The sequence below is a fragment of the Bdellovibrio sp. SBM16 genome, assembly GCF_056175625.1.
On the sequence record NZ_JBJKJG010000008.1, the window covers coordinates 1 to 25,230 of the forward strand.

General features: G+C 42.7%; 23 protein-coding genes. 16 read left to right on the forward strand and 7 right to left on the reverse strand.

All coding sequences use genetic code 11. From position 1 onward, the window contains the following. Positions 1-205: 205 nt before the first annotated feature. Complete coding sequence (locus AC04MM_RS09425) at positions 206-889, forward strand: recombinase family protein (RefSeq protein ID WP_475380100.1); 684 nt, start codon at positions 206-208, stop codon at positions 887-889. 113 nt (positions 890-1,002) lie between these two features. On the opposite strand, the gene AC04MM_RS09430 is transcribed toward AC04MM_RS09425, so the two are convergent. Further along, complete coding sequence (locus AC04MM_RS09430; RefSeq protein ID WP_475380101.1) at positions 1,003-1,539, reverse strand: hypothetical protein; 537 nt, start codon at positions 1,537-1,539, stop codon at positions 1,003-1,005. Positions 1,540-1,795: 256 nt separating this feature from the next. On the opposite strand from AC04MM_RS09430, the gene AC04MM_RS09435 reads away from it, so the two are divergent. From AC04MM_RS09435 to AC04MM_RS09460, 6 genes are all read left to right on the forward strand, one after another. Further along, positions 1,796-3,421: a hypothetical protein gene (locus AC04MM_RS09435; RefSeq protein ID WP_475380102.1), complete on the forward strand. Its 1,626-nt coding sequence runs from the start codon at positions 1,796-1,798 to the stop codon at positions 3,419-3,421. A 578-nt stretch (positions 3,422-3,999) separates the two neighbouring features. Then, entirely contained in the window at positions 4,000-4,428 is a 429-nt protein-coding gene (locus AC04MM_RS09440; protein WP_475380103.1) for a hypothetical protein, read from the forward strand. Next, on the forward strand, positions 4,425-4,652 hold the full coding sequence (locus tag AC04MM_RS09445) for a tyrosine-type recombinase/integrase (RefSeq protein WP_475380301.1): 228 nt from the start codon (positions 4,425-4,427) through the stop codon (positions 4,650-4,652). The genes AC04MM_RS09440 and AC04MM_RS09445 overlap by 4 nt, the downstream gene beginning before the upstream one ends. A 265-nt stretch (positions 4,653-4,917) precedes the next feature. After that, positions 4,918-6,585: a fibronectin type III domain-containing protein gene (locus tag AC04MM_RS09450; protein WP_475380104.1), complete on the forward strand. Its 1,668-nt coding sequence runs from the start codon at positions 4,918-4,920 to the stop codon at positions 6,583-6,585. Continuing rightward, positions 6,582-7,121 carry a hypothetical protein gene (locus tag AC04MM_RS09455; protein WP_475380105.1) on the forward strand — a complete coding sequence of 180 codons (540 nt, stop codon included), beginning with the start codon at positions 6,582-6,584 and terminating at the stop codon, positions 7,119-7,121. Before AC04MM_RS09450 ends, AC04MM_RS09455 begins: the two co-directional genes overlap by 4 nt. 269 nt (positions 7,122-7,390) lie before the next feature. After that, positions 7,391-7,939: an NHL repeat-containing protein gene (locus tag AC04MM_RS09460; RefSeq protein WP_475380106.1), complete on the forward strand. Its 549-nt coding sequence runs from the start codon at positions 7,391-7,393 to the stop codon at positions 7,937-7,939. A 19-nt stretch (positions 7,940-7,958) separates the two neighbouring features. Here the strand turns inward: AC04MM_RS09460 and AC04MM_RS09465 are convergent, their stop codons facing one another. Together AC04MM_RS09465 and AC04MM_RS09470 are read right to left on the reverse strand one after the other, a co-directional pair. Further along, on the reverse strand, positions 7,959-9,101 hold the full coding sequence (locus AC04MM_RS09465; RefSeq protein ID WP_475380107.1) for a glycosyltransferase family protein: 1,143 nt from the start codon (positions 9,099-9,101) through the stop codon (positions 7,959-7,961). Positions 9,102-9,254: 153 nt separating this feature from the next. Beyond that, complete coding sequence (locus tag AC04MM_RS09470) at positions 9,255-11,342, reverse strand: hypothetical protein (RefSeq protein WP_475380108.1); 2,088 nt, start codon at positions 11,340-11,342, stop codon at positions 9,255-9,257. Between the two features lie 30 nt (positions 11,343-11,372). Between AC04MM_RS09470 and AC04MM_RS09475 the strand changes: the two genes are divergently transcribed. Both AC04MM_RS09475 and AC04MM_RS09480 read left to right on the forward strand, forming a co-directional pair. Then, positions 11,373-12,602 (forward strand): DNA polymerase Y family protein, encoded by a 1,230-nt coding sequence (locus AC04MM_RS09475; RefSeq protein WP_475380109.1) that lies wholly within the window; start codon positions 11,373-11,375, stop codon positions 12,600-12,602. Positions 12,603-12,641: 39 nt separating this feature from the next. After that, on the forward strand, positions 12,642-13,598 hold the full coding sequence (locus AC04MM_RS09480; protein WP_475380110.1) for a potassium channel beta subunit family protein: 957 nt from the start codon (positions 12,642-12,644) through the stop codon (positions 13,596-13,598). An 11-nt stretch (positions 13,599-13,609) separates the two neighbouring features. On the opposite strand, the gene ygiD is transcribed toward AC04MM_RS09480, so the two are convergent. Both ygiD and AC04MM_RS09490 read right to left on the reverse strand, forming a co-directional pair. After that, on the reverse strand, positions 13,610-14,386 hold the full coding sequence (gene ygiD / locus AC04MM_RS09485) for a 4,5-DOPA-extradiol-dioxygenase (protein ID WP_475380111.1): 777 nt from the start codon (positions 14,384-14,386) through the stop codon (positions 13,610-13,612). Positions 14,387-14,422: 36 nt separating this feature from the next. Continuing rightward, positions 14,423-15,058: a YceI family protein gene (locus tag AC04MM_RS09490; protein ID WP_475380112.1), complete on the reverse strand. Its 636-nt coding sequence runs from the start codon at positions 15,056-15,058 to the stop codon at positions 14,423-14,425. 115 nt (positions 15,059-15,173) lie between these two features. Between AC04MM_RS09490 and AC04MM_RS09495 the strand changes: the two genes are divergently transcribed. Beyond that, a complete protein-coding gene (locus AC04MM_RS09495; RefSeq protein WP_475380113.1) occupies positions 15,174-16,070 on the forward strand; it encodes a LysR family transcriptional regulator in 897 nt (298 codons plus the stop codon). Positions 16,071-16,072: 2 nt separating this feature from the next. Here AC04MM_RS09495 and AC04MM_RS09500 read toward each other — a convergent pair whose 3' ends face one another. After that, positions 16,073-17,026, reverse strand: coding sequence for an esterase/lipase family protein (locus tag AC04MM_RS09500; RefSeq protein WP_475380114.1), 954 nt, complete (start codon positions 17,024-17,026; stop codon positions 16,073-16,075). Between the two features lie 224 nt (positions 17,027-17,250). Between AC04MM_RS09500 and AC04MM_RS09505 the strand changes: the two genes are divergently transcribed. The 6 genes from AC04MM_RS09505 (at position 17,251) to AC04MM_RS09530 (ending at position 22,220) form a co-directional block, all read left to right on the forward strand. Next, entirely contained in the window at positions 17,251-17,835 is a 585-nt protein-coding gene (locus tag AC04MM_RS09505) for a hypothetical protein (protein WP_475380115.1), read from the forward strand. Positions 17,836-17,907: 72 nt separating this feature from the next. Then, entirely contained in the window at positions 17,908-18,642 is a 735-nt protein-coding gene (locus AC04MM_RS09510) for a phosphatase PAP2 family protein (protein ID WP_475380116.1), read from the forward strand. A 245-nt stretch (positions 18,643-18,887) separates the two neighbouring features. Continuing rightward, a complete protein-coding gene (locus tag AC04MM_RS09515; RefSeq protein WP_475380117.1) occupies positions 18,888-19,322 on the forward strand; it encodes a helix-turn-helix domain-containing protein in 435 nt (144 codons plus the stop codon). A 146-nt stretch (positions 19,323-19,468) separates the two neighbouring features. Next, positions 19,469-19,978: a hypothetical protein gene (locus tag AC04MM_RS09520; RefSeq protein WP_475380118.1), complete on the forward strand. Its 510-nt coding sequence runs from the start codon at positions 19,469-19,471 to the stop codon at positions 19,976-19,978. Between the two features lie 50 nt (positions 19,979-20,028). Then, on the forward strand, positions 20,029-21,270 hold the full coding sequence (locus tag AC04MM_RS09525; protein WP_475380119.1) for an RDD family protein: 1,242 nt from the start codon (positions 20,029-20,031) through the stop codon (positions 21,268-21,270). Then, on the forward strand, positions 21,267-22,220 hold the full coding sequence (locus AC04MM_RS09530; RefSeq protein ID WP_475380120.1) for a rhomboid family intramembrane serine protease: 954 nt from the start codon (positions 21,267-21,269) through the stop codon (positions 22,218-22,220). Before AC04MM_RS09525 ends, AC04MM_RS09530 begins: the two co-directional genes overlap by 4 nt. A gap of 34 nt (positions 22,221-22,254) precedes the next feature. Here the strand turns inward: AC04MM_RS09530 and AC04MM_RS09535 are convergent, their stop codons facing one another. Further along, a complete protein-coding gene (locus tag AC04MM_RS09535) occupies positions 22,255-25,209 on the reverse strand; it encodes a proline dehydrogenase family protein (RefSeq protein WP_475380121.1) in 2,955 nt (984 codons plus the stop codon). Between the last annotated feature and the right edge of the window lie 21 nt (positions 25,210-25,230).

The window sequence follows — 25,230 nt, forward strand, 5'->3', positions numbered from 1 at the left end:
CTTTCTTAGCACCATTAGAACTTATCACATGGCGCGGTTTAAGGGGAGCAGGTCACACTCACTACGGCTAGAAATCAAATTCTAAAGATTGATTGGAAGCCTATTGAAATGTTCCCCCAAGAAGCAAAAAGATTTAAAAACTAAACTCTCAGAAGCTCTTAAAACTACTCATCCACTTATTCTGAATTAATAAAAAGGATAAGAAATGAATAAAAGAAAAGTATGTCTATATGCTCGTGTAAGTACTCAAGATCAAACAACAGGTCTTGAGTCACAAGTAAGAGCTTTAAACGAGTATTGTAGACTAAATAATATAACTGATTTCGAGCTATTCGCTGACGAGGGAATTAGCGGCACTAAATCATCACGCCCAGCTTTAGATCGTATGATGAAAGCAGTAAGGGATAATGAAGTTGATTGCGTAGTGGTCTATTCGTTTTCACGATTTGCTAGGTCTACAACGCATATGTTGAATGGCCTTGAAGAAATGAAAAAGGTAAATACTAACTTTGTTTCTCTAACTGAAAAAATTGATACAAGTTCTCCGATTGGGAAAGCTATGTTCGTGATTATTTCAGCTATTGCAGCTTTGGAACGTGATTTAATCGCAGAGCGTGTAAAGAACGGATTAGCTAATGCCAGAGCGAAAGGAAAGTTAATTGGTCGCAAGAAGCTAAGAGATTCAGACCTAATTAGAAAGCTATTAAAAGCTGGCATGACTTATCGAAATATAGCGATCATCGCAAAATGTTCTCATGGCTCTGTTCATCAAGAAAAACTAGCTATGAAACGTGATGAAATGATTGAACAGCAAAAGCTTTTAGAGAAACAAAAGTTAGAAGAAGAACAATTAGTAAGTGCTTCAGTGCAATTCCCAACAGAAGGCTAATTCTACTGTTGTTATATAAGACAAACGAAAAAGACCGCTTCTTTCGAGGCGGTCTTTTTTTTTGTTAAGATTAATCTAAAGTCTGACTAAGATTGAAGTGATTTTGGACAATTTCAATTTTCACGACAAGTAGTTACTGAATATTCACTACGATTATAGTAAGCGCCAAAAATCATCAAATTCAAATCGATGTATTTTAATCTTGAGCGGTCGCGGAAATGTCTGAACTCGACGTGAACGGATGCGTTTATAGGATCAGATACAAACTTTTCTAATATATATTCATCCAAATGTATTGGAATCCAAACTGCTTTAATTGCTTGAGCATCAGTTACTAAAGCTTCTAATTCGTGGTATTGACCGACCTGTTTGCAGTCCCCCGTGTTGTAATCTTTTTCGAGGCATTTTCCTGATAAGCTAAAATATAGATCTATTTTATTTTCAAAAACTTGATTGTTCCAGATATTCTTATGGGTATATCCAGTCTGGAAAGCTAATTTATTATCTTTTACGTAGCGATCAGAAGTGGGCTCATCCTTTAGAAATGAGTATGTGTTCTGCTTATACGGTCCTTGTGGAGTACAAGTCGTCCTAGCCTGTGTTTGAAGGCTACAAATGACAGTAACAAGTGTCAGAATAATTTTTTTCATATTAAAAAAGACTATTCCAAGATGAACACATGGTCATCAACCAAATCCTTTTAGCTTAATAGCTAACCCCCAGAGCTGGGGGTTAATAGCCTATAAAGCCGTTTAGGCTAAAACTCAGTACTTTTTAAGGCAAAGCATCGGGTGACCCATACCCCTGATTTCAGGAAAAATCAGGGGTCCCTTAAAATCAAGAAGCCAATTGTCATATATACGTTTTCAGCCTTAGTGAGATTTGAATTCTATACAAAAGACCATAGTGAATAAAGCTTACTTAAGATACTATTACAAAATGAGTCACAGCGGTTTTTTTATATTTTTAGGTGCGCTATTTTTAAATTTACATTTAGCGAGCGCGTCCTCGCTTTTCATTAGTTATAGCTCGTATAAAAAACTTAACAGCATAGAAAGAAAAGCATATATAAACAATGTCAGAAAATTAACCGCAGATTTTGAAAAAATTAATTTAAAAAATTTAGATATTTCAGAAAATAAAAATATCTATTTTTTATTGATGACATCTATAGCATATGCCGATGCAAACAAGACTTGTTTAATTGGTGGTGTTGAACAACCCCTAATCGCTGATAAGTGTTCTACCAGAAACAATGAGTGCCCGAATCAACCGAATTCGTTTAAATGCGGTGCAATTTTTGGTTCAGCTTGTATTGATAGAGTCCCTATATCGTCTATATCAGATCGCTGTTTAATAGAATCACAAGATATACGAATTAGCATAGAAGATTACACAAAATTTACTGAAACAGCAAATTCTCTCATAGCTAAAAACTGCCAAGCCGATACGATTTCAAAATCTAAAGACGGCTGTAAGAACATTACTTCTAAGCTCGATGCTCTAAAGCAGTTTTATAATCAAAATACAGGAACGAACACAGTTGGAAATTCTCAGGGTGGTAGCCCCTCTGCAAATTGTGTAAAAAAAACAAATCCTTCTGATGAGTGTATTAGCGGCTCACTTGCAATGAAGCCGATGGCAATTCCTTGCACTGATGCGGAACGTAGAACCAATGAGCCAAACTGTCGCGATTTTTATTTAGTTATGTGTCGAGATGGCTATTTCAGTGAAATATACAGCGGAGAAAAGTTGGCGCTTTTAAAATATTTAAATGCACACAAGACAGATTCTGAGGTGGCGGGGTTTCAAAAAAGTTTAAATTTTACAAGTACTGAGAGTCTGATCAATCAAATTACGCGAAACAATGATGACCAGAATATTTTATTACTAGGCGTGACAAAAGACAAAGCTGAGGATTTTTTAAAATTCACAATAAAATACAATAAAGATCAGAATTTTTGCGATAATAATGAAAATATGAATAAAGCTTTTTTAGATCAAAAAAAGATGGATGACGAATGCGAAGAACAGAATAAGACATTCAAAAAAACCAAAAAATCATTTAGCGACTTAAAGTCTATTGGAGCATCCAACAACGATGTTCTTTCAGACGCCGCTAAAGCTTGTGAAAGTGGACAAGCTCCTAAGCTTTCTGCTATAAAACTAATTTTAACCCCGACTAATACTAAGCTAAGACAACTAGAGCCAAGCCTTATACCGATAGGAATCAAAGAAAGTAATGAGGGTACATTACTAGAGTATTTAGATAGTACTGGGGTGTACAGCACTGCTCAAGTTATACAAACAAAAGCTGGGCAGCCTCAGCTGAAATCATCGTTTGGTGATACTATGTATGACATGAGTATCGAAACGGTTCATAGCTGCAAAACTGCAAACTTTTATGAAGCCAAAAGCTACAGCAAGCATCCGGAATGTACTGCTTTGTCTAATCCAAAAGGCTTTTTAAGCGGATCATCAAAAGTAAAACCAAACGTGATTCCAAGTGGCTCAGCTGGACAATCTCGTTAATACTATTTTCAATTGGGCCAATAACACTAGCTACATGATTAAATGATTTATCGAAAGCCACTGAAAAGTGGCTTTTTGTTTTTAGCTCGCGAACAAGGATCGAACATTGTGGCCACAAGCCACAATCGTTAACAAGAAACTCAAATTTCGACTGATTTAGGAAAAATCAGTCGATCTATTTAGGATTCTATAAATTGTAATTGGGATATTTATCAGATGAGCCCTTATTATCTCGTGAAATGTCTATACCTATCAATTAACTGAAAAATTATAATCATTTTATTCTTTAAATTTTGATTATATATAATCGACTTAATGGCTCGTTAAATTTGTTATGACGTCCGGATTCTGGAAATAGACTTCAAAGTAAAACATTTCTTGAAATAACAAGAGCGTTTTATTAAAATGGATGTCACTACTGTTCTTGTTTCTACTATTAAATACTAAATCACTATAGCTCAATGCCGCAGACAACGCCTTATCGCGTTCTCTGTAAGTTTTTATTTTTCATTGGGCTTCACTTATCTACTTCCAGCAAAACAAACGTTTTTACGTCTTTAGGGCGGAAAGGAAGAGTAATGGATAAAGGACTGCAAAAGTTCTTATTAGCATTGGGCGGGTTTATCGTCCTGATGAACTTACTTGGTCTTATGACCATACAGAACGGCTATGACACTAATTCAAATTTAGCATGGAGGATATTTTTCGAGCCGTTGTTTTATATTGAGTGGTGGATAGTTAAAATAGCTATCGGGTTACTGGCTTTAATAGGCGCAAGTGTCGTAGCTGAGTATTTTTATTCAAAGCCTGAACCTAAAGAAACGCAGGTAGAAGTTAAGCCTATAGAAATTAGGCCGATTGTCGCCACTTTATCTGAGGCAGAACTTACAAAACAGTTTGAAGAACAAAAAAAGAAACTTATCAAATATGTTTTAAAGAAAAAGCATCGCGATTGGAAGTTAGTCGTTGTTAAATCGCAAGAACAAGCGAGGCTTGAAGCTTTATAACTCCAGTTAAGTTTCATGACTTGCGAGCAACGTTTATAACGAACTTGTTAGCAAAGGGTGAATCCTTAGCAAGGGTTATGGCGATAGTTGGACACAACGAACTTAAAACTACGAATGGTTACTTGCGAAAAGCTGGGGTTGAACTAAAAGGAGGCACTGATAAGTTGTCCTTTAAGATCCCAAAATTGGAGGGCCAAGTCGTCAGGTTGAAATCTGCTGATTAGTTGCTACTTTTAGCTACTTTAAGGAGCGGAAGCGAGAGATATCGGGTACTTAGACCTAGACCGTCTCCCGCTCCAAATTTAAAAATTGAGAATCTTAAAATTTAAAAAACCCCGATAGAAATATCGGGGTTTTTGTTTTTTACGCTATAAATAAGCTCCTATTTTGTTGGTGTTTTGTTGATAATCCAGCAATATTCAACATTTACCGCGTCTTAAACTGAGACAATAAAGTTAAGCTCAAGTATAAAAAAACCGATAAGTAGCTATGCATTTTAAATGGAATTTAGTGCGTATCACTATCTTTTCTTTTTTGTTTATCAGTTGTCAGGGGCAAAAACTTGATCTTAATGGCGCGTCGTCATTAGGTGAGACGATTGTCGATGGCGGAACCCGCACCGACGGGAGCGATCTCGGGCAAATTTACAACGTCACTACTGTGGTGCAGGCCACTTCAAATATTCCAGAATGGTCAAATGCCGAACTTCCGTTTGCCCCACCTTCGCGGGCGCGCCAGCAGATCGGCGAAAATTTTTCAGATACACAAACGCCGTTTAAATTTACGTACACTTATCCGCCGAACAACTACAAATTAAATACCGCCCATTTATTAATTGATACATCCCGTGATAACTCGGATACCGAAGGGATTTTTGTCGACGGCGTTTTTACCGGCCGTGTACCGGGCAGTATGGTTGGCACAAGCCCGATGATCACCCACAGGCACTACGTGTGTGTGCAGCAGGCGTGTAACGGCGCTATTGCAGCGTCAAGCCCAGCGAACACCTATTACATGGATTGGTCGTTAACTCACTACAAACAACAGACCAGAAATACCTTCGACCTGGATCTTGAAGATCTGCTTGCGCCGACCAGTTTAAATCCGGTGGGGATAGTCTCTGACGGTGTGGTGCGGGTTGTGACCGGAGATGATTCGCCGATTTATCAGGCGCTGCTGGTTATGGAAGGTATCACGATTTCAAAAACCCCGCTGTCATGCTCGAATTCTCCGAACTATCCATTTACCAATGTGTATATCCATAACGATGGCAACAGTATCGCGCAGGCCGCATTTACCGGCACCGTGGTGGCGCCGAATACATCCTGGACCACCAGTCAGACCACATTTCGTTCGGTTGAATTTTACTTTGATCCGAAACTTCCACGCGTAAGCTCGCTCGATTTTATCACGATTTCGTCAGCGACAATTGCTGTTAGGGTCAAGAGGCAGGCCAGCGGAGCCGCTGCTTTAGTTGTTAACGGACTTGGTGTGGCCGAAGCCGGCTTTGATAAAAGTCAGGCAACGGCAGCGGTTGAAAGCTGGGTAGAGACCACAGCTGCCGTGAATGCCTGGACAAGTTTTGTAAGTTCGGTGCCCGCGACGAACACGGATACCGCAGTGACTTTAAATCTGGTGGGTATCTTCGGCGCCAGCGTGGTTAAAGAATTAATTGCGCAGGGTAATTTAAATATTTCTGTGGCCGGAAGCCTTGCTTCAGCCTACGGCCAGGGTCCATCATCAGAGCGGACTTACGGAGTAACCCGTGCCGGACCAGAGTTGTCATTATCTGGTTCGTTCTACAGTCAGATCTGTGCCGTGCCGGATAATCCCGAATCACCGCTAAATGATAACGGTGAGGTTCCGACTGGTTTAGATCAGGCAAGTCCGGTTGTGACATCAGTTCAGGTTGTTAATATCACACAAAATTCAGCAACCATTCAATGGTTGACCAATGAACCTGCGACAACCCAGGTTGGGTACGGCATTGGTAACACGGATACGAATTCAACGCTGGATTCGACCCTGTCTACTTTTCACAGTGTAACGGTGACGGGATTAAGCCCGTACAAGTTTTATACTTACGTCGTTAAATCGCAAGACGGCAGCGCTAATTTGACAATTTCCGGAGCCAAAGTTTTTAGGACCCAACGATGATGAAAACAAAATTTAACATCTGCATTTTAGTTTTAAGTTTTTTTGTTTCGCTGTCGGTGATGGCTCAGGCAAAACGCGTTTACCGTACGTCTCTTAGTTTTATTCCGCTGGCTACTTCGACCAAGCAGGCTGGTAACGGCCCCGAAGGCAGTACGCTACTGACCCAGTTTGAATTCGGGGTGCATAAGCCATTCTGGGGTTACGGTTTATTTTATCAGCTGGATCAGCACGGTGATTTTCAGAAAGATACCGGGTTAGGTTTAAAGTTAGAAGCCACTTACAAAGCCATGTATGTTGATGTTGGTTATTTAATTGACGTCACCCGCGTGTACAATGACCGCACCTATGAAAAAGAAACCGGTGATGGTTATTATGTCGGTTTCGGTGGTCGCATAAATTTTGGCAAACGTTATTTCTTCAATCTAAAATACACTTACCGTGTGCAAAACATCAAAAAGCAAGATGATACCGCATTGTCAGATCCAATTGTGCAAACTGATTCGTATCCGTTACTCGGCGTAGGAGTCAGTTTCTGAGAAACATAATTCTTGCGATTCTATTTTTATTTTCTTTAAGCTGCGGTAAGCGCCCAGCAGAGCTCTTACGTCTGCAGCAGACTTATCCTGAAGACTTTCCGATCTATGCCACTGTCGGTGACGGGACCGGTCGCATCTGGCAGATTAACCGCGATGGCACTCAGACCGAGTTTGTCTCCGGACTAAATGATCCGCAGGGACTGGCCACCGACGGTAAAGGAAATCTCTATGTTGTCGAACAGGGGGCATCGCGCTTATTGCGCTATGATGTGGCTACTAAAACCCAGACGGTAATGGCCACCGGATTGTCATTGCCAACAGCTGTAGCTGTCGATTCAAAAGGCGAGGTCTTTGTTTCTGAAGAAGGGGCGAACCGAATCCGTAAAATTTCTGATGCATCGATCTTGGCTACTTTTGCCAATGCTGCATCGGCCTTTACTTTCGCTGTAGGTGACCAGCCGGTAGTTGGTTTTTTTAATCTAAACCTGGTGCAGTGGGGATTAACCCGTGAGCCCGAGTTTACTGTACAAAAGCCGATCAGCATGACTAAAGATACCTTAGGGCGCGTTTATGTTTCAGAGGGAACTGATTCTGGCTCGCGTGTGATCCGCCTGGGGCCAACGGTATCTGATACACCGGAAGTTATCGTCAACGGTTTAGATGGAGCGTTCGGGGTGGTGGTCGACCGTTCAGGAAATATTTTTATCGCCGAAACAGCAGAGTCACGTATCGTATTTGTGACCCAGAACAATCAATTGTACAAATTTGTCGATATTACTGCGCCATTGTATTTAACCATGACGCGGATTCTTGAATGACCGTCACGCGTGCCAATTATTACACGCGCATCATCGACTCCTGCGAAAACTTATTGCGCTTGTAGGGTAGAGAGCTCATCAGGGTTTTGATCTCAAGTGATTTCATGGCATCAAAGGTCTGATCCCAGGATTTACTGTCTAAGTAGGTGTCAACTTTTTGCAGCCACTCGTGATTCTGCTTTTTTTGCATAGCTTCTTCACAGGCCGCTAAAAAACAGGTCGAAGTTGCGGCTGTCTTGACTAAGCCGAGTGGTTCATATTTTTCTTTTAGCACCTCGTGCGGTGTTGCTACAACCGGACGGCCGGTGGCTAAGTACTCATACATTTGCGAGGTGGTATGTCTGTTTTTACCTTCTTTGTAAGGCGCGATTGTTACATCCCAGCCGGCAAAATAGTTAGGTAAGTATTTATAATCTTTTTTGCCGAAGAAATAGATATTCGGTCGGCGGGGCAGATCGTTATAGCAGTTTCCGATCATCGGTCCTACCATGATGAAATTCCAGCTCGGCCGGTAGTCGGCAAGATCTGTTAATAAATCAAAATTTAAGTGTTCACTGATTTCGCCGCAAAAACCTAATTTAGGTCCCGAGATTTTTTTTTGATCCAGCGGTTCGCTCACCTGACGGGCCTGGCGAAAGTGATTTAAGTCAATGCTGTTGGGAAAGTTATGAATGTTGTGGTGATTGTTCTTACGGTGTGAAAATAAGTTTTCATTGGCCGCAAAAACTAAATCAGCCTTTTCAAGCAGTTCGATTTCAAGCACTGAAAGCTCGGATGGTTTTTCGGGGCTTGATTCGTTGATCACGTCAAAGATCGTGCTGATCGGCGAGAGATGACGTGTAAAATCAATGGCCTTCGGCGTGTCATACCACACTGAAAAGTTAATGATGAATTCATCTTCGATCAGGTCGTCGACGACGCGCTTTAACGCCTCGTTCACCCCTTGGTCGGTCAGATCATTCGGCAGAACCGGTTTTATAACTTCGATACTGTTTTCGGCAAACACTTTGCGGTAGCTGATTTGGTTGGTCTCCGTAAAGATAGGTTCTTCGATGAAGAATACGCGTCGGTGTTTGGCATAACGGGAAAGCAACTGCTGCGTGCGTTGATAGACGAAGCCCCAGCGTGTCTGTGAAAATGCGATCAGATCATTTTTAATCATAAATACCCCTCTTTATTGACTTACATGATTGAGATGTGGGGTGGATTGCAGGCTTAGTGCCAGTATGAGCGGCGTTCTGGGTATTAATGATTAAACCGACGGGGATATTTGGGCGCTTCGTTGCGCCAAACTGCCCCGACGGATTTATCTGAATTAGCGGTTAGAACTGCTTAGAACATCATTTTTCAGGATTAATTCATCTAAAGAGTACGGTTTGCCGTCTTCTTTTAAGAAGTTTCTTAAATTGTATGAGCGATCCAGGATGTAATTGTTTTGTTCAATGATATTTCTAAACAGATTTACACGGGTAAAGCTCTGTTCAGACGGGTATTTTAACACCGCCGAACCCATTTCGTGGCCCGAGTAAGAAAACTGAACCAGTACACACTGAGAGATTGATTCGGGGTTGATAATATTCATCATGATGGCTAGGCCAAAATCAGAGAACAGGTCGTTTTCCATGTTTAACTGGTCAAAAATACTGAATTTTTGATTTAAAGTTACCCGCGTGCTGAAAAGATCTGTTAATTTTGTCACGATCTCATTTTTTTCATCTTCATCTACTTTACCGTTCAATGAATGGATCGTGCTTAACAAGCGGGTTAAGCGCTGTTCGATCACTTCGCGCGGTAAATTTTGATTAAGTTCAAAAATCTGCTTGGTTACGAATAACTCGTAGTTTAAATACGCGTTGTGGTATTTATCGCGGATTTTGCCGCCAACATGAGGAAACGGTACGGCGTTTTTAATTTCCTGTGGCATATGCTGGCCAGTTGATTCGTAAAACTCTAAATACTTACTCTGACGTAAGCCGTAGTGTTCACGTGATTTGGCAAAGTGCACAGCAACAACTTCAGTTTTATTACCGGTAGCATCAGCTTTGAACAGTAGATTTAACTGGGTGCGTTTTTCTTTTTTCCAGTTCGAAAATAAACTGAACTTCGAGTTTTTACCGCTCGATTGTAAGTAGTAATGGTCCTTATCTGTGGCTTTGTCACCAACAACGGCAATCTCAGCTTCGGCGGCATTTTTATTGCGTGTATACTTAAGTAAACGGATAAGGTTAAAAGTACTTGTGTTTTCGTCGGCTTCAGTGTGATTTTCTGCATTAATAATTTTGATTACACGACGTTTATCAAGCGGTTTGTTTTTATCTTCGGCCGCGACTTCATTAAATTGCGACAAATCCGCGAAAAGGTCTTTATTAAATTCTTTACGATCCTTTATGAACTGGGTTTTAGAGATATAATCACGTAAAAGATCAATGTTTAAGATCTTCATTTTTCCGGCAACGATAGAATCATAAAGATCACGGGCATCAGCTGACGCCAGATTTAAAACGTAATCGCCGATATATAGGTCGGTTTTACGGTTTGTCGTTGAACCCGAAAAGATCTTGTCATCTAACAGGCGTTCGATAATTAATGAGGTGACCGGGTCCTGTGCGAAAATCTTAATGCCGCCGAACCAGCCGTGTTTTTTGTCGTTCACGGCGATGATTTTTAAGCGCACAAAGTTTTCGCTCATGCGGAAAACCTGGATATCAAATTCTCCCGAGATGAAGTAGCGGTATCCGCCGTTAATCGGCAGCAGTGTGTCGGCCAGGGTTCTGGCGACGTTTACGCTGACTTCGAAAACCAGCGGGATGCGGTAGCCGATAAAATCGCCGGATTTAAAAATATGCTGGGCATTTTTATCACGGCGAAAAAAATCTGAGGCTGAGCGCGGGATCTTAGTGATCGGGTCGTAGGGAATACGCAATAATGAGTCTTTACGGGTTTTAAACTGCTGGATATAGGTGATTTTTTTCGATGCGCTGGCGCCTATGTGCACCGGCAGATCGTAGTTAAAGATTCGTGAATCGATGCCAGCTTTGATTTCCCAGATATCGATACCTGAATAATTCTGCGCCACCGAGGCATCTGAAACGAAGTTGTACTTGCCGCCAAGTTCGATACCGCGGAAGAGTTCAACCGAAGGTAAATTGATTTTCTGACTTAGTTTAGAGCCGCGGATAGAATCTAAAAATTCTGCCCATAGGCCGTCATTTTTTTTGATCTCGTCTTTTGTGACATTTGTTTGCGCAAAAGCGACCTGCGCCGACAAAAGTAAGGCCGCTGTAAAGACCTTAAACACATTCATACCGTGTTTCATAAGCATATCCTTTTTAAATCTGATTTTATTGTTCGCTGAATTAAGAGTTGCGATCGCTGGGCCAGGTTCAAGATAATGGGTTGACATATGTAAATTATATGTAAATATAGAGGGAGGATGAGCACAACTCAAAGTCTTATTAAATATCTTCTGGTGGATTTAAACTCCTTCTTTGCATCCTGCGAACAGCAGGATAACCCAAGGCTGCGCGGTAAGCCGGTGGCGGTGGTGCCGATGGTTACCGACAGCACCAGTGTGATCGCCGCCAGTATTGAAGCTAAACGTAAAGGGGTAAAAACCGGAACCCGAGTAAGTGACGCGAAGAAAATGTGCCCGGGAATTATTTTTGTATCCGGGGGGCATCGTAAATACACTGAATATCACCATAAAATTGTTAAAGCGGTGAATGAGATCTGCCCGGTCGAAAAAGTTCTGTCTATAGATGAAATGGCCTGCGAGTTAATCGGCCGCGAGATGGTCGAAGCAACGGCCATAGAAATCGCAAAAAAAATCAAACATCATATCCAGACAACGGTGGGCGAGTGTTTAACGACCTCGATCGGACTTGGTCCGAATATTTTGTTAGCGAAGATGGCTTCGGATTTAGTAAAGCCTGATGGTTTAGTCTCGGTGCCGGCGGAAAGAATCGGGCAGGTGTTTGATCATTTACCGGTTGAGATTATTCCCGGCATTGGACCGAATATGAAGCGTAATTTAAACGCCAAAGGTTTTCATACCGTGGGGCAGCTGCGTTCGTTGAACCCGCATCAGCTCAAAGCTGTGTGGGGCGGTATCGTCGGGCTTCGCTTAGGTGAAGAACTGGCGGGACGGGATGTGCCGCGGGTGGAAAACGCCATGAAGGGAATGTCGCACGAACATGTGCTGCCGCCGCAGCTGCGTACCCCGCAGGGGGGGCGCGAGATTTTATTAAAGCTGGCAACTAAAGTGGCTGCGCGTTTACGCGAAGGCAATCAAAAATGCAAATCACTTTACGTTTACATGCGTGATCAATATGGCCTTGATAGTTTAGATAAGTCGGTCAGTTTTTCTGAAACCAATGACACATTTTTTATTTTGCAGCAGGTTAAAAATCTTACCCTCAAAGGCTGTCCGGAGCGGCCGGTAAAAGTTTCGGTGGGGGTTACAGGTTTAACCAACGCCAGTCAAGAACAGCTAAGCCTGTTTGCGGAAGCAAAAACCAATAAGCTCGGTCACATTATGGATGTGGTAAATAAAAAATATGGGGCGAATACGTTAATACCGGCAGAGTTTCTTGATGTGACGGATCAGGCAAAAGTGCGGATTGCGTTTAATCATATTCCAAAAATAGAAGATGAATTTGATTGAGAACAGAGTTAGCATCCGTTTATTCAGAGGAGATTTTTTATGGAATATCGTCGTTTAGGTCAGGCCGGATTAAAAGTATCGGCATTATCTTTTGGTTCATGGGTTACATTTTCAAATCAGGTCGATACAAAACTTGCCGCAAACTGTATGGCGGCTGCCTATGACCACGGGGTAAACTTTTTTGATAACGCCGAAGTCTATGCCGGCGGAAAATCTGAAACCATCATGGGCGAAGTGTTAAAAAAATTAGAATGGCCACGTTTAAAATATATCGTTTCGACAAAATTTTACTGGGGCATCACAGATGGGCCGAACGAACGTAACACATTAAACCGTAAATATTTATTAAACGGGATTACCGGATCGTTGAAACGTCTGCAATTGGATTATGTCGATCTAGTCTATTGCCACCGTCCGGATCCAAATACACCGATTGAAGAAACAGTGTGGGCGATGCATGATATGATCGACCGCGGTTACGCCTTGTACTGGGGAACCTCAGAGTGGAGTGCTGCTGAAATTGATCAGGCTTACCAGATCGCCGAAAAATACCGTTTACGTAAACCGGTGGTAGAACAGCCCCAGTACAATCTGTTATGGCGTGACCGCGTAGAAAAAGAATTTGCCCCGCTGTATGACAAATACGGCATGGGTTTAACAACCTGGTCGCCGTTGGCTTCAGGATTGTTAACCGGTAAATACTTAGGCGGTAAAGTTCCTGAAGGTTCACGTTTAAGTTTAGAAAGTTTAGGTTGGTTAAAAGACGAAGCCTTAGCTTCTGAAAAAACCAATAAAGTGCAAAAATTTGTTAATATAGCCAAAGAATACAATTTCGATCCGGCCCAATTGGCGCTGGCGTGGTGTTTAAAAAATAAAAACGTCAGCACGGTCATTACCGGAGCCTCTAAATTAGAACAGGTCCAGCACAACATGAAGGCGATGGATCTGGTCGCAAAGATCGATGATGAGTTGTTAACCAAATTGAATTCGTTATAGTTTGGCTAGATTTACTCAAACAAGTACGAGCGCATCGAAAGCGAACCGTTTTGTATTTCGTTAAAGAATAATTCCGGTGCTTTGGTGCGGGTTTCATAACTTGCACCTAAACAGTAGATCAGTGGTAAAAAGTGTTCCGGCGTCGGCACGGCCATCTGCGCCTGCGGATGTTCATGCCAGTGTTCGAGTAAAACTTTATCGTCGCGGTTTCTCACCTGTGCATGAATCCATGAATCGAACTCGGCTGCCCAGGGCATAGTCGGCGCTTTTTCTTTCCAGTCAAAGTTTCGTAGGTTATGCACGATGTTGCCAGAACCCAGAATCAGAATATTTTCGTCCCGTAAGTACGCAAGCTTTTCAGCCATGCGGTAGTGTTCGATAAAGGATTTGCTGCGGTCTAAACTTAACTGCACCACCGGAATATCAGCCTTCGGAAATAGGTGAACTAAAGTCGACCAGGTTCCGTGGTCTAATCCCCAGCTATTTTCTGAAGGTTTGATATCCAGCTGCAATTTGTTAGCAAACATCTGCGGGTAACCGGCGGGACGGTACTTTAATTCATACAGTTCATCCGGAAACCCGTACATATCATAGATCTGTTTTGGATTGGTATCTGCCGTATAGTAGGTACCATGATCGGTTTCCCAGTGGGCCGAAACCATAAGGATGGCCTTTGGGCGGTTTAGCAATAAACGCTCTCCCATCTCATTTAGAGTGCGCGCGTATTCGTTGTTAGCTAAGGCATTCATCGGCGAACCGTGGCCAATAAAAAGAACCGGTTGTCTCATGTTACCTCCTTTCGGCAAATAGTCAGTCGGGAAGGGTTATTTTGCTTTTGCGGCTTGTACTTTTAAAGTGATGGTGACTTCGTCGCCGACAACTGGGCCTACCTCAACAGCTTTGCTCCATTTTAAACCGAAATCTTGGCGGTTGATTTTAGTCGTCGCAGTGAAGGCGGCTTTATCATTGCCGTAAGCATCTTTAACCGTACCTAAAAATTTACCGTCTAAAGTAACCTCTTTGGTTTTATCTTTGATGGTTAAATCGCCGACGACTTTGAATTTATCTTTGTTGCCAGTGATTTTTTTGCTGGTGAAAGTCATGCTTGGGTATTTTGCGGCATCAAAGAAATCCGCGCTTTTTAAGTGGTTGTCGCGGTCGCCGTTAGAAGTATCGATAGTTGCAGTATCGATCTTAGCCGTTACTTTTGAGTCGGTGAACTTTTCAGCCAATGCAATTTCACCTTCGAACTTATTAAACCGGCCTTCAACGGTCGAAATCACTAAGTGCGGGATTTCAAATCCGACTTTAGAATGGGCGATATCAATAGCGTATTTACCGGCTTCTGAAGCGGCAGCAGCAGCTGCTGGTTTGGCCGCAGCTTTTTTGTCTGCAGCCTGGGTTGTAAAGCCTAAGCTGGTGATAGCTAGGGCGATTAAAAGTGTCTGTGTATGGTTCATGGTCTTCTCCTTGTTATTAAACAAATAGTGTTAATCTTTAAAGTCAGTATCGCCTGAATTTCAGTGTTGCAAAAGTCCTCATAATTGGAAATAATTGTTCCATTGGTGGAACAATATGACCGAACAATTAGGCTTAGATCTGAATCTCGCTAAAATTTACGTCAAAGTGATTGAATACAAGAGCTTTAGTCAGGCGGCACGAATGCTGCGCCTTCCTAAGTCCACGGTGTCCCGCTCGGTGAGTCAGTTAGAAAAAGACCTGGGGGTTCAGTTGATTCTTAGAACAACCCGTCAGTTCAGCCTGACACATCAAGGGGAAAAATTCTACCACGATTGCCGCCACCTCCTCAGCGACTTTGAGGTTAAAGTAAATCAGCTGTTAGAAAGCAAAAAGGGTGCACAAGGAACCATCCGTGTAACTGCTCCGCTTGATTTAGGGGTTGCGGTGTTAAACCCACTGCTTATCGAATTTACCCAGGCGTTTCCGCTGGTCGAAATCGAAGCCGATTATTCCGATGAGGTCATAAATCTGGTGCGCGAAGGAGTTGATCTGGCTTTACGTATCGGCCCACCGAAAGACAGCCGCTTAAAAATGAAAAAAATCGGCGAGTCGGCAAACTCATTAGTGGCAACTCATGATTACTGGCAGCGCCGTGGTTATCCGCAAAAGCCTGCGGATCTGGAAGAACTCACCTACATTAAATTCAGCCGTTTTAGCGTGATGAAGTTCAGTAACGGCAAAGACAGCTTTACTGTAAAAAACGAACCGCGTGTTTCAATCAATAATATGGAGTCGATGAAAAACATCGTGTTGGCTTCGCAGGGGTTTGGTATTATTCCGGATTTTTTCGTAAAGAATGAAATTCAGCAGGGAAGACTGGCGATCGGGCTTGAGTCATACAAAACACCGGCGGTTCCGATTTACTGGGCGATGCCAGAGCATAAAGAAAATTCGCCGGTGATTAAAAACTTTCGGGAGTTCATTACCCCCAAAATACGTGCGCTACTATAGCATTATAAAAGTAAAAGCATCGAACCAACGTTCGAATAGAACTTTACCTGGCGGTCACGGATAAGCTTTGGGTTACGTACACCTAATAAATAAAAGTGACGGTAGTCTAAAACCTGTTCCCAGTGTTCCAGCGTCAAGACAGATGATCTGTCTGAACGAACCTTGTTAAGGGTTTTTTCAGTCGTTGGAATTGTCGTTGTATGCAGTGCTGATTCGTAACTTACGATGCCGTCAGACGTTCCGGTGATAAATTTATCAGTTACACTTAACACCGCCGACATATTGGCGGCGTTGGTGATATCCCAGTTAACCGGTTGATAACCGCCGTAAGCGATAATTTTAAGGCGTGAAGGAACTCGTACAGATTTAATGAACTGTTGAACAAACGGGGTTGTTAACTGGCGTAGGCCATCGATATGGGCCCAGTCCATTAAGCTTTTAAACAACCAAGAATTTTCGCGCCAGTTTTCAACAAACTCGACACCGTTAAATGGTGTGCTCACGGTGACTAAGACTTTAATGTCGCGCGCCCCTTTGTTGATGGCATAAAGTGAATAAAGCCCGCCGGCGCTGTGGCCGATCACGCTGATTTCAGCGTTTGGAGCCAGCTTACGGATGCTTTGAAATAAATAAAGCACACGTTCGCCGTTTTCTTCGATCGTGCCAACTGGATTTAACTTTTGTGCGATTACAACGGTGAAGCCTTTGTTTTGCATTGATTCAACGATGTCACTTGAGAAGTACTCGGGCGCAAACGAACTGAAAAAGCCAGGCACGAACACGACCACACGTTTGGTCTTTGGTGAAAGCTGTTCGGTTGTTAAGACTTTGTTAGGACTCGCTTCAGCGACAGGCATTTCAAATGTGGCTTGCGCCAGTTTTGATTCACCGGCAGCAGTAAACAGTGGTGAAACTACCACACATACAGACAATATTAAGTTTGTAAGTTTTACCATTATCCCCCCTGGAAAACTCTAGAAAGCTGGGTAAGAACCTATGCTTAGGAACCTTAATCTGTCACTAGCGGTGAATGAAAAAACAAAAAATAGAGTGAAAGCCCTATAAATTTCACCTAATAATCTTTTTACAGTAATTTGACATGTTGCGACATCGCTTGAATTAGGGTATAAAGGTAGGCGCTTACAAAATGAACGAATGAATGACTTGGGGGAAGAAGACTATGTCAAATGCGGAATCAACTCCGGCAGCACTTAATGTATTAGATGGTGCGCTAGAAAAAGAAATCAAAGAAGTTACAGTAGCTAAGATTGCAAAAGACGAAGACCATGACGCTGATGACATGGATATGGAGCAGGATAAAATTCACGACCGTTTCGGTGGTGATGACGATATCGCCTTAGATAACTCTGCGGCCGTTAACCTATTATCTGAAGAAGATGAAGATTTTAACTTCGACGCGGTAGAAAACATTTTAGATTTACCTGAAAATGAATTTCCTAAATTTACTTTAGCTAAAAATAAAGCGCGTTTTTTACGTATGGTATCTTGGTACCGTCAAAAAGAAGAGTGGATCGAAGTAGCTCCATTATCTGGCGTTCAAAAGCTTTTTAAACAACAAACCAAAGAGCTTGAAGGTATCCGCGCATCTAAAATGGATTACGAAATGGAACTTGAGACCGGCACTTTAACGCCGTCACAACGTTCTTATAAACGTGACGAATTAAAAATGTGCCGCGTACAAGAGAAAATGGCTGTTCACTTAATCTCTAAGTTGCAGTTAAAAATTAAATCTGGCCGCCGCTAGGTTTTACTCTGCCGAAGGCAGATATTTTTAATAGTATTTGAACACCGAATTAAAACGGATCATGATAAAAACATGATCCGTTTTTTATTTGTGGCAACTCTGGCTCTATCTCACTTTGCGCTGGCAAAGGGAAGTTTTCACGAATTCGGGGATGAACATTTTTATCCAGTCGTCGACCGGGCCCGCGGGATAAAGTCTTCTTACATCTTACTTACCGGCGCTGTCTTAACGGCTGCCAGCTACAACAAACAGTACGAAATCACCGCTGCTGATGAACGTGAGAAAAAAGCTAAAGAGCAAAAGCTCGGGGAGCAGCTCGGTAACGGGGCGCTGTCACTGGGCCTGATTGGTATACAAGCGGTGTTTGACGGTGATGTTTATAATTACCAATCGCACCTGCGTGGCCTGGCTTACACGGCTGGTTTTATTTTTGGTTCTAAAGCCGTGCTGATGGGACGGTGGCCGGGAGCGAATGTGGATTATCAACCGTTTCCTTCGACCCATACAGCAGTCGCATTTATGAGTGCAACCAGCTTAACTTATGCCTACGGTTGGCCGGCGATGCTGTTAGCCTATCCGGCAGCGGCTTTCGTAGGTTATTCTAAACTTGGAACAGAAAGTAAACGTCTCTCTGATGTAGTCGCGGGAGCGGCCATCGGCATCTGGCTTGGGCGAGCAAGCTACTACGAAAACGCCGAAGTGGCGAAAGATTTACGTCTGCAGAAGAATCCAAAGTTAAGTTCGGTGAAAGTGCTTCCAATTTTGTCGTCTCATCACTTAGGGACTTCGGTTTACTATCAATTTTAACGCCTGTCTTTAGACCAGAAAATTCAGTTTTGAGGCGCCGAGTCTGCGTTATATTCGTTTATACGAAAAAAATGTCATCTTTTTGCAACTGGCCTCTAAAGGTTTTTTATTTCATTCCGATACATTCATTGTGAGTCGTTTGATTCATTGAGAAACAAAAAGTCTCTCGAGATTCAGACACTTTAAGTTTTTATTTTAATGGCAAAGCATCAAGGTGTGGCGCCGACGATTAAAGAGGAGGCCAGATGGCTCGTTCATTTGTATACATAGTATCAGAGAATCCTGAAGTCGTTGAGAAAGTGAAAAAATCTTGCGAAGGTCAAGACGTTAGCTTTTTCAATTATTCGGGCCCGCAATGGAGAGAAGGGATGGATAATCCATTCTTCAGAACACAATTAACTAATGGTGTTCCGGCTCTATCTGCAGGTTTAACACCGGTGAGCAATGAAGGTGGCGGAAACGTAGTTTCTTTCCCGACGTCAGCTGGTCAAACAGAAAAAGTCCAGAAAATGGAAGACATGGAAGCTCGTGCTATCGAAGCTGCTATTTACCAATATAAAGGTAATTTAACAGAAGCAGCAAAAGCATTAGGTATCGGCCGTGCGACTCTTTATCGTAAAGTAAAACAATATCACATCGACCCCTCCCAAGCTCGACGTCGTAAGCTAGTTGCAGCATAGCCTTGGCTAGCTTGCCTCAGGCAAGATTGCAGCAACTTACTTTCGACCGATATTTGTAAAATTGAATTGAATCAATTTAAAACGAACGGCTGGACCTTAGGTCTGGCCGTATCGTTTTTTCAGCGTTTCTGTGAGAGAATATTAGCATGACAAAGCCAAACAAAATTTTTGTATCCCTTGTAGGTGTTATCGCCGTTGCATTTGCCACCCATTACTTTTTTGTAAAACATATCGAAGAGCAGGATCGTGACGTGGCAAGTTTCGGTGAGCGTAACTCTGTTGATCAGATAAAATGGGAGCAAAACCTGGCGCGCGATTTGGCTGAAGGCAAAGTCAAAACCCAGCTGTCATCACAGGTTTCGTGGCAGGATGTTTTTGTCTATGAATTTTTACGTGGCCAGTACAATATTTCACTTAAACAAGGGCAGATCGACCGCATCACTTTGCAGGAACAGCACGAAGGTTTTGCCATTGATGTAAACCAGTTCATGAAAGACTACGGCGCAAAAATTAAGAACTATTCAAAGTACGAAGTTAAAAAGATCGATGCGAAGCAGGATGTTATCGTGTTACAGGATGCTTCTGGACATGATGCCGGAGCCTTTTTATTTAACCGTAATGACCAAGGTCGCGTTACCGAGATCGTCGTTCAATAATATTTATAATTTAGACTCTGATTTAGCCTCTGAGATACCGATGAGAAGTCATGGTGTTTCCAGATTTAAATTCTTACGAATTGACCTCGCAAAAATATAAACCGCTGGTGCCGATCCGTGTGCTATCTTTCGTGATCGATTATTTTATCTTTGCGCCGGTGATCAGCTTTTTAGTGCTGGTGTTTTTTCATAGCGGGGTAGATATCTACCGCTCATTTCCCAAATCTGAAGAAGCCCAATCTGTATTTACCTTTTTGTTGTTAGGGTATGTAATCCTGTCGACTTTTTTTCAGGCTTTATTTATGTCGTTCATGGGAGCGACGCCAGGGCAGTACTTTTTAAAGTTACATGTTGAATTTAAAAATACACAGTATCCTGTTTTTCTGCAGGCCTGGGCGCGCCAGCTCGGTTTTGTGGTCAGTATTCTGTTATTGGGTATTCCGTTTTTAAAGGTTCTGGCTGATGAAAACGGGCAGTGCTTTTACGAAAAAATGACAGAAAGCAAAGTGTTATCAAAATGGCCGATGGATTCGAATTCGTATTTCGCGAAGGCGATCGATATTGACCGTAAATTCTGGTCAGCATCCCTGGCTACCATCAGTTCGTTTTTGATTGCTTTAGGCTTAGTGATGTTCTGGAAAAATTATCAGTTTGTTCTGACTTCACCGGATACCTACGCCAAAATGAAAAGCAAAAAGAAGACCTGTACCGAGTTTGTCCACCTCGATTCAACAGACCGTTTACGTTACGCGATCGCGATGAATTTGGTAGGCACAGTGTCTGACAATTGCCTGGATCAGGAAGCAGATTTTGTTTTATGGCGTAATTTTACCGACGACCGTGCTCTGGCGTATTTTGCAAAATTCGTGTCGAGCACCAATGAACGCCTGGAAAACCGGTATTTAGAACAGGCGTGCAGCGAAGACCCGGCCTCTGAAGGTTGTTACTGGGCCACCACGTTTACCAAAAATAATTTTGCCGAGATCAGAAACAGCCCTGAGATGGCCAGAACCATCCTGGGAAAAGTTTTACTTTATGAATTTGCTTCAAAAGGTAATACCAAAAAACGTATTCAGGCCTTTAATGATTTAAAAGAGTACGCCGCACATAAAAGTGTAAAAAAATATCTTTTACTGGAAAACCTGCACGAACTTAGCAAAGAGCAAGAGGGGCTTGCGGCTAAAACAGAACTTAAAGACCCGAAATCACGTCGTCCGGCTAATTTTGAGCCGTTAAAAAAAGCGCCGTTATTAGATAACGATGAAGTTAAAACGCTGATCGAGGATTTATGATTTTTCCGGGTGATATTTATCATCATAAAATTCAGCCAAGCCTGACGCCGGTATGGGTGTTGATCGCCATTAACGTCTTTGTCTATATTTTTACCCTGGTCGGCTATGATGACCCGGCCCGTAATTACCGTCCTGAAATATACCAGGAAAAAATCGCCAAACTGTCAGAAATGTACCGCCAGACCCTGGATCCGATTGAGCTGGAAAATTTTGATCCGGCCAACGTGTCGGGAATGATCCGTGATTCACGTTTTTGGGTGCGGGCACAGAATTTTCCGTTTAAAGGTGACCAGGTTAAAATCGAAGACACCAAGGCATTTTTAGCTGAGCTTCGATCAGAGTATTTAAAATCGCCGCAGCATACGTTTGGTCTTTCACCGTCGCCAACCTCGATGTGGTCGTGGCTAACTTACCAGTTTTTACACACGGGATTTTTTCATCTGGCGATGAATCTATTTTTTCTGTATCTGGTTTTAACTGTCTTACAAAAATATATTCCGCAGTCGTGGATCTATTCGGTGTACGTGTTAAGCGGCATCGGTGGCGGAGTGGCGTACCTTTTTATGAACCAGTTTAATGAAATTGCGGTTCTTGGTGCCAGTGGTGCAATCTGCGGTTTGATGGCCTTTTTGGCGGTTGTGGCCAATACCAGAAATATGGAGTGGAGCTATTTTCTATCACCTCTGCAAGGGTATTATGGCATTATTTATCTACCGGCATTTTTACTGTTTCCGGTGTATTTGATTTCTGATTTTACCACAGTTTTGTATTACCAGACGGGAATTCAGGCCTCGGTGGCGCACTCGGCGCACATCGGTGGTACGCTGGCCGGTTTTGTGCTGGGTTTGGTCTATCTCTACGATCAAAAAGTTAAAAAACAAATCCTCAAAGAATGGGGCCATGCCCTTACTCGCGAAGAACACTCGGATCTGCGCGATAAAGTCGGTTAAAAAAAGGAGACCTGAAGTCTCCTTTTTTTGTTTGCTACTGATTTTCCTCCGGAGCGAATCCGCGGCGCATCGTGTTTTCAGTCACAACAATTGGCTCAGTGAATTGTTTTAAATAGTCAGGGCCTCCGGTTTTAGAACCGATACCTGACATTTTGTAACCGCCGAATGGGTGACGATCAACCATGGCACCTGTGATACCGCGGTTAATGTACATGTTGCCGACTTCAAGTTCGTGCTTAACGCGTTCAATGTTAGCCGGGCTTCTTGAGAAAATACCGCCGGTTAATGCATATTCAGTTGAATTCGCAATTTCAAGTGCGTGAGTTAAATCTTTGGCACGGATTATCGCCACGATCGGGCCGAAGAATTCGGTTTGGGCCACATCGTCTGAACCTTTTACATCGCCGAAGATTGTGATCGGAACGAAATAGCCGCCTTGCGGAGATTGACCTTTGAATAATACTTTATACTTAGCTGAAGCTTGCGCGATTGAGTTATTTAAACGCGTGTAGGCTTCTTCATCGACAACCGGGCCAAAGTAGCCTTTTGGATTTTCAGCAGAAGAAATTTCGATCGATTTAGCACCTTCAACCAAACGTTGAGTGAATTTTTCGTAAACTTCGTCTAATACGATCACGCGTGAGGCGGCCGAACATTTTTGCCCTGCAAAACCAAAGGCCGAGTAAAGAACACCATCAACCGCTTCGTCTAAATCCGCGTCGCTATCGATGATCACGGCATTTTTTCCGCCCATTTCGATAATACAACGCTTAACATGTGTTTGTCCCGGCTGAACAACGGCTGCATTTTTGGCGATTAATAAGCCCACGGCTTTTGAACCTGTAAAAGCGATCGTTGTCGTGTGCGCGTGCTTGACGATGTAATCGCCAACGATCTCACCATAACCAGGTAAGAATTGCAGAGCGCCATCAGGAAGACCCGCTTGTTTAAATAGATCGTAAAGGCCTTGTGCAACCAGTGTTGATTGTTCAGCAGGCTTCATGACAACAGTATTACCGGTGACTAGCGCCGCAGCTACCTGACCAGTCAGGATCGCAAGCGGGAAGTTCCAAGGAGAAATAACGGCGACCACACCACGGGGTTTATAGATATAGTTACTGATTTCGCCTGGAGCATGACCTACGCGAAGAGGACGCGATAATTCACGCTGGTGACGGGCGTAGTAACGTAAAAAGTCAATTGCCTCAGCCACATCAGCATCTGCTTCAGCCCAAGGTTTACCGACTTCAACGATCTGGTGAGCCATGAGTTTAAATTTATTTTTCACCATTAAATCTGCGACATCGTCTAAGTATTTTGCCCGGCGGAAAGAATCGACATTCTTCCAGGTTTTAAAACCTTCATGCGCTTTTTGCATAGCCTGTTCAGCAGTTTCAACTGAAGCCATAGAGATTTCAGCCACTGCTTGTGAAAAGTTTGATGGGTTTACACGTTTAAATGTTTCACCACCTGAAACTTTTTTGCCACCGATGATCGGTTCAATTTTAACAGGTAACTGCGATTTTAAAGTAGCAATCGCATTTAAGGTTTCAGTACGAACTTCTTCAACAGCGAAATCTAAGTAAGGTTCGTTGTGAAACTGGTTTGGTTTAGTTTCAGGATTTGGGTTGGTCGGCGTTAGGCCTACAGCCGGATCTTTTAATAACTCGGCCGTTGTTTTGCCTTCGGCAAATTTTCCGCGTAACCACGATTCGTTTGATGTGTTTTCTAATAAACGGCGAACAAGGTACGCCATGCCAGGAATGAGTTCACCGACCGGAGCGTATTCGCGCACGCGGTAACCCATGTCTGATAACGCTTTTTTAATCGGTTCAGCCATGCCGTAAAGCATTTGGATTTCATAAGCGTTTTTAGGTAAACCAAGTTGGTCAGCTTTGACTAACGCTGCCGAAATCGTGCGTACGTTATGAGATGCAAGTGCTACGCGGATGTATTTGTAGTTTTCTAACAGAAAATTCGCGCACATTTCGTAATTTGCATCTGATTCAGCTTTGTTTAAGTAAACCGGGATTGACCAGTTTTTTTGTTTGGCTTCGATGGTTTCAGAATCCCAGTACGCACCTTTAACTAAACGGATTGTAAAAGGTACGCCGCGCTGTCTTGCAAACTCTGTTAAGTCTTTAATGTCAGCGTACGAATCACGTAAGTATGCTTGTACGACACAGCCGAAGAAGCGGTAATTTTTAAATTCAGGTTCAGAGATTAGCTCTTTGAAAACTTCTACGGTTAAATGTTTTACCCCGTAGTGTTCCATGTCTAAGTTTACGAATACGCCAAGGTCCATGCCTTTTTTAAAGATCGGGCGAAGACGTTCTTTTAACATCGCTTTAGATTCATCCCAGGCTTTGTCGTTGATCTGCGAATACACCGCCGTCATTTTTACGGATACGTTGATTTTAGGAATCGGCCCATCAGCATCGCGGTCTAGAAGAGGGATTTCTTCCCATTTGGCAGCGTCTTTGGCTAGCCACTCGATTAATTCAATGTAACGTTGCTGGTACTCTAAGGCTTCTTTTTCTGAAAGTGTGGCTTCACCTAAAATATCAACCGTGAAAGTTAAATTATTTTTGCGTGCTTTTTTTAATACGGTCAAAGCTTCATCCGGCGTTTCGCCGGTAATGAACATCTTAGCCATTGAAGTTACATTTTTCTTGATCGCGCCGGCCATCAAGCCCGGAGCCAGCGAGCCTAAACCCAATCCCATGTTGAATACTGAAGGCAATTCAGATTTACCACCTTCAGTGAAGTACTCTTTTAAGTGAGTGGCTACGCCATCAGATGTTGTCAGCGATGGTAAAACGTCGACAAAGCGGAACATGTTGGTTTTGAATTTTTCGTTCTTCATCGACCAGTCCATGACTGAACCGTACCAGAAGTCTTTTGAAAATAATGAGCCTTTAGATTGAGATTCCATTCGTTTAAGAATCTCTTCACCCTTGGTTTGGATTTTTAACTGATTGTCTTGCATAAAATGAAACTCACTTTCAGT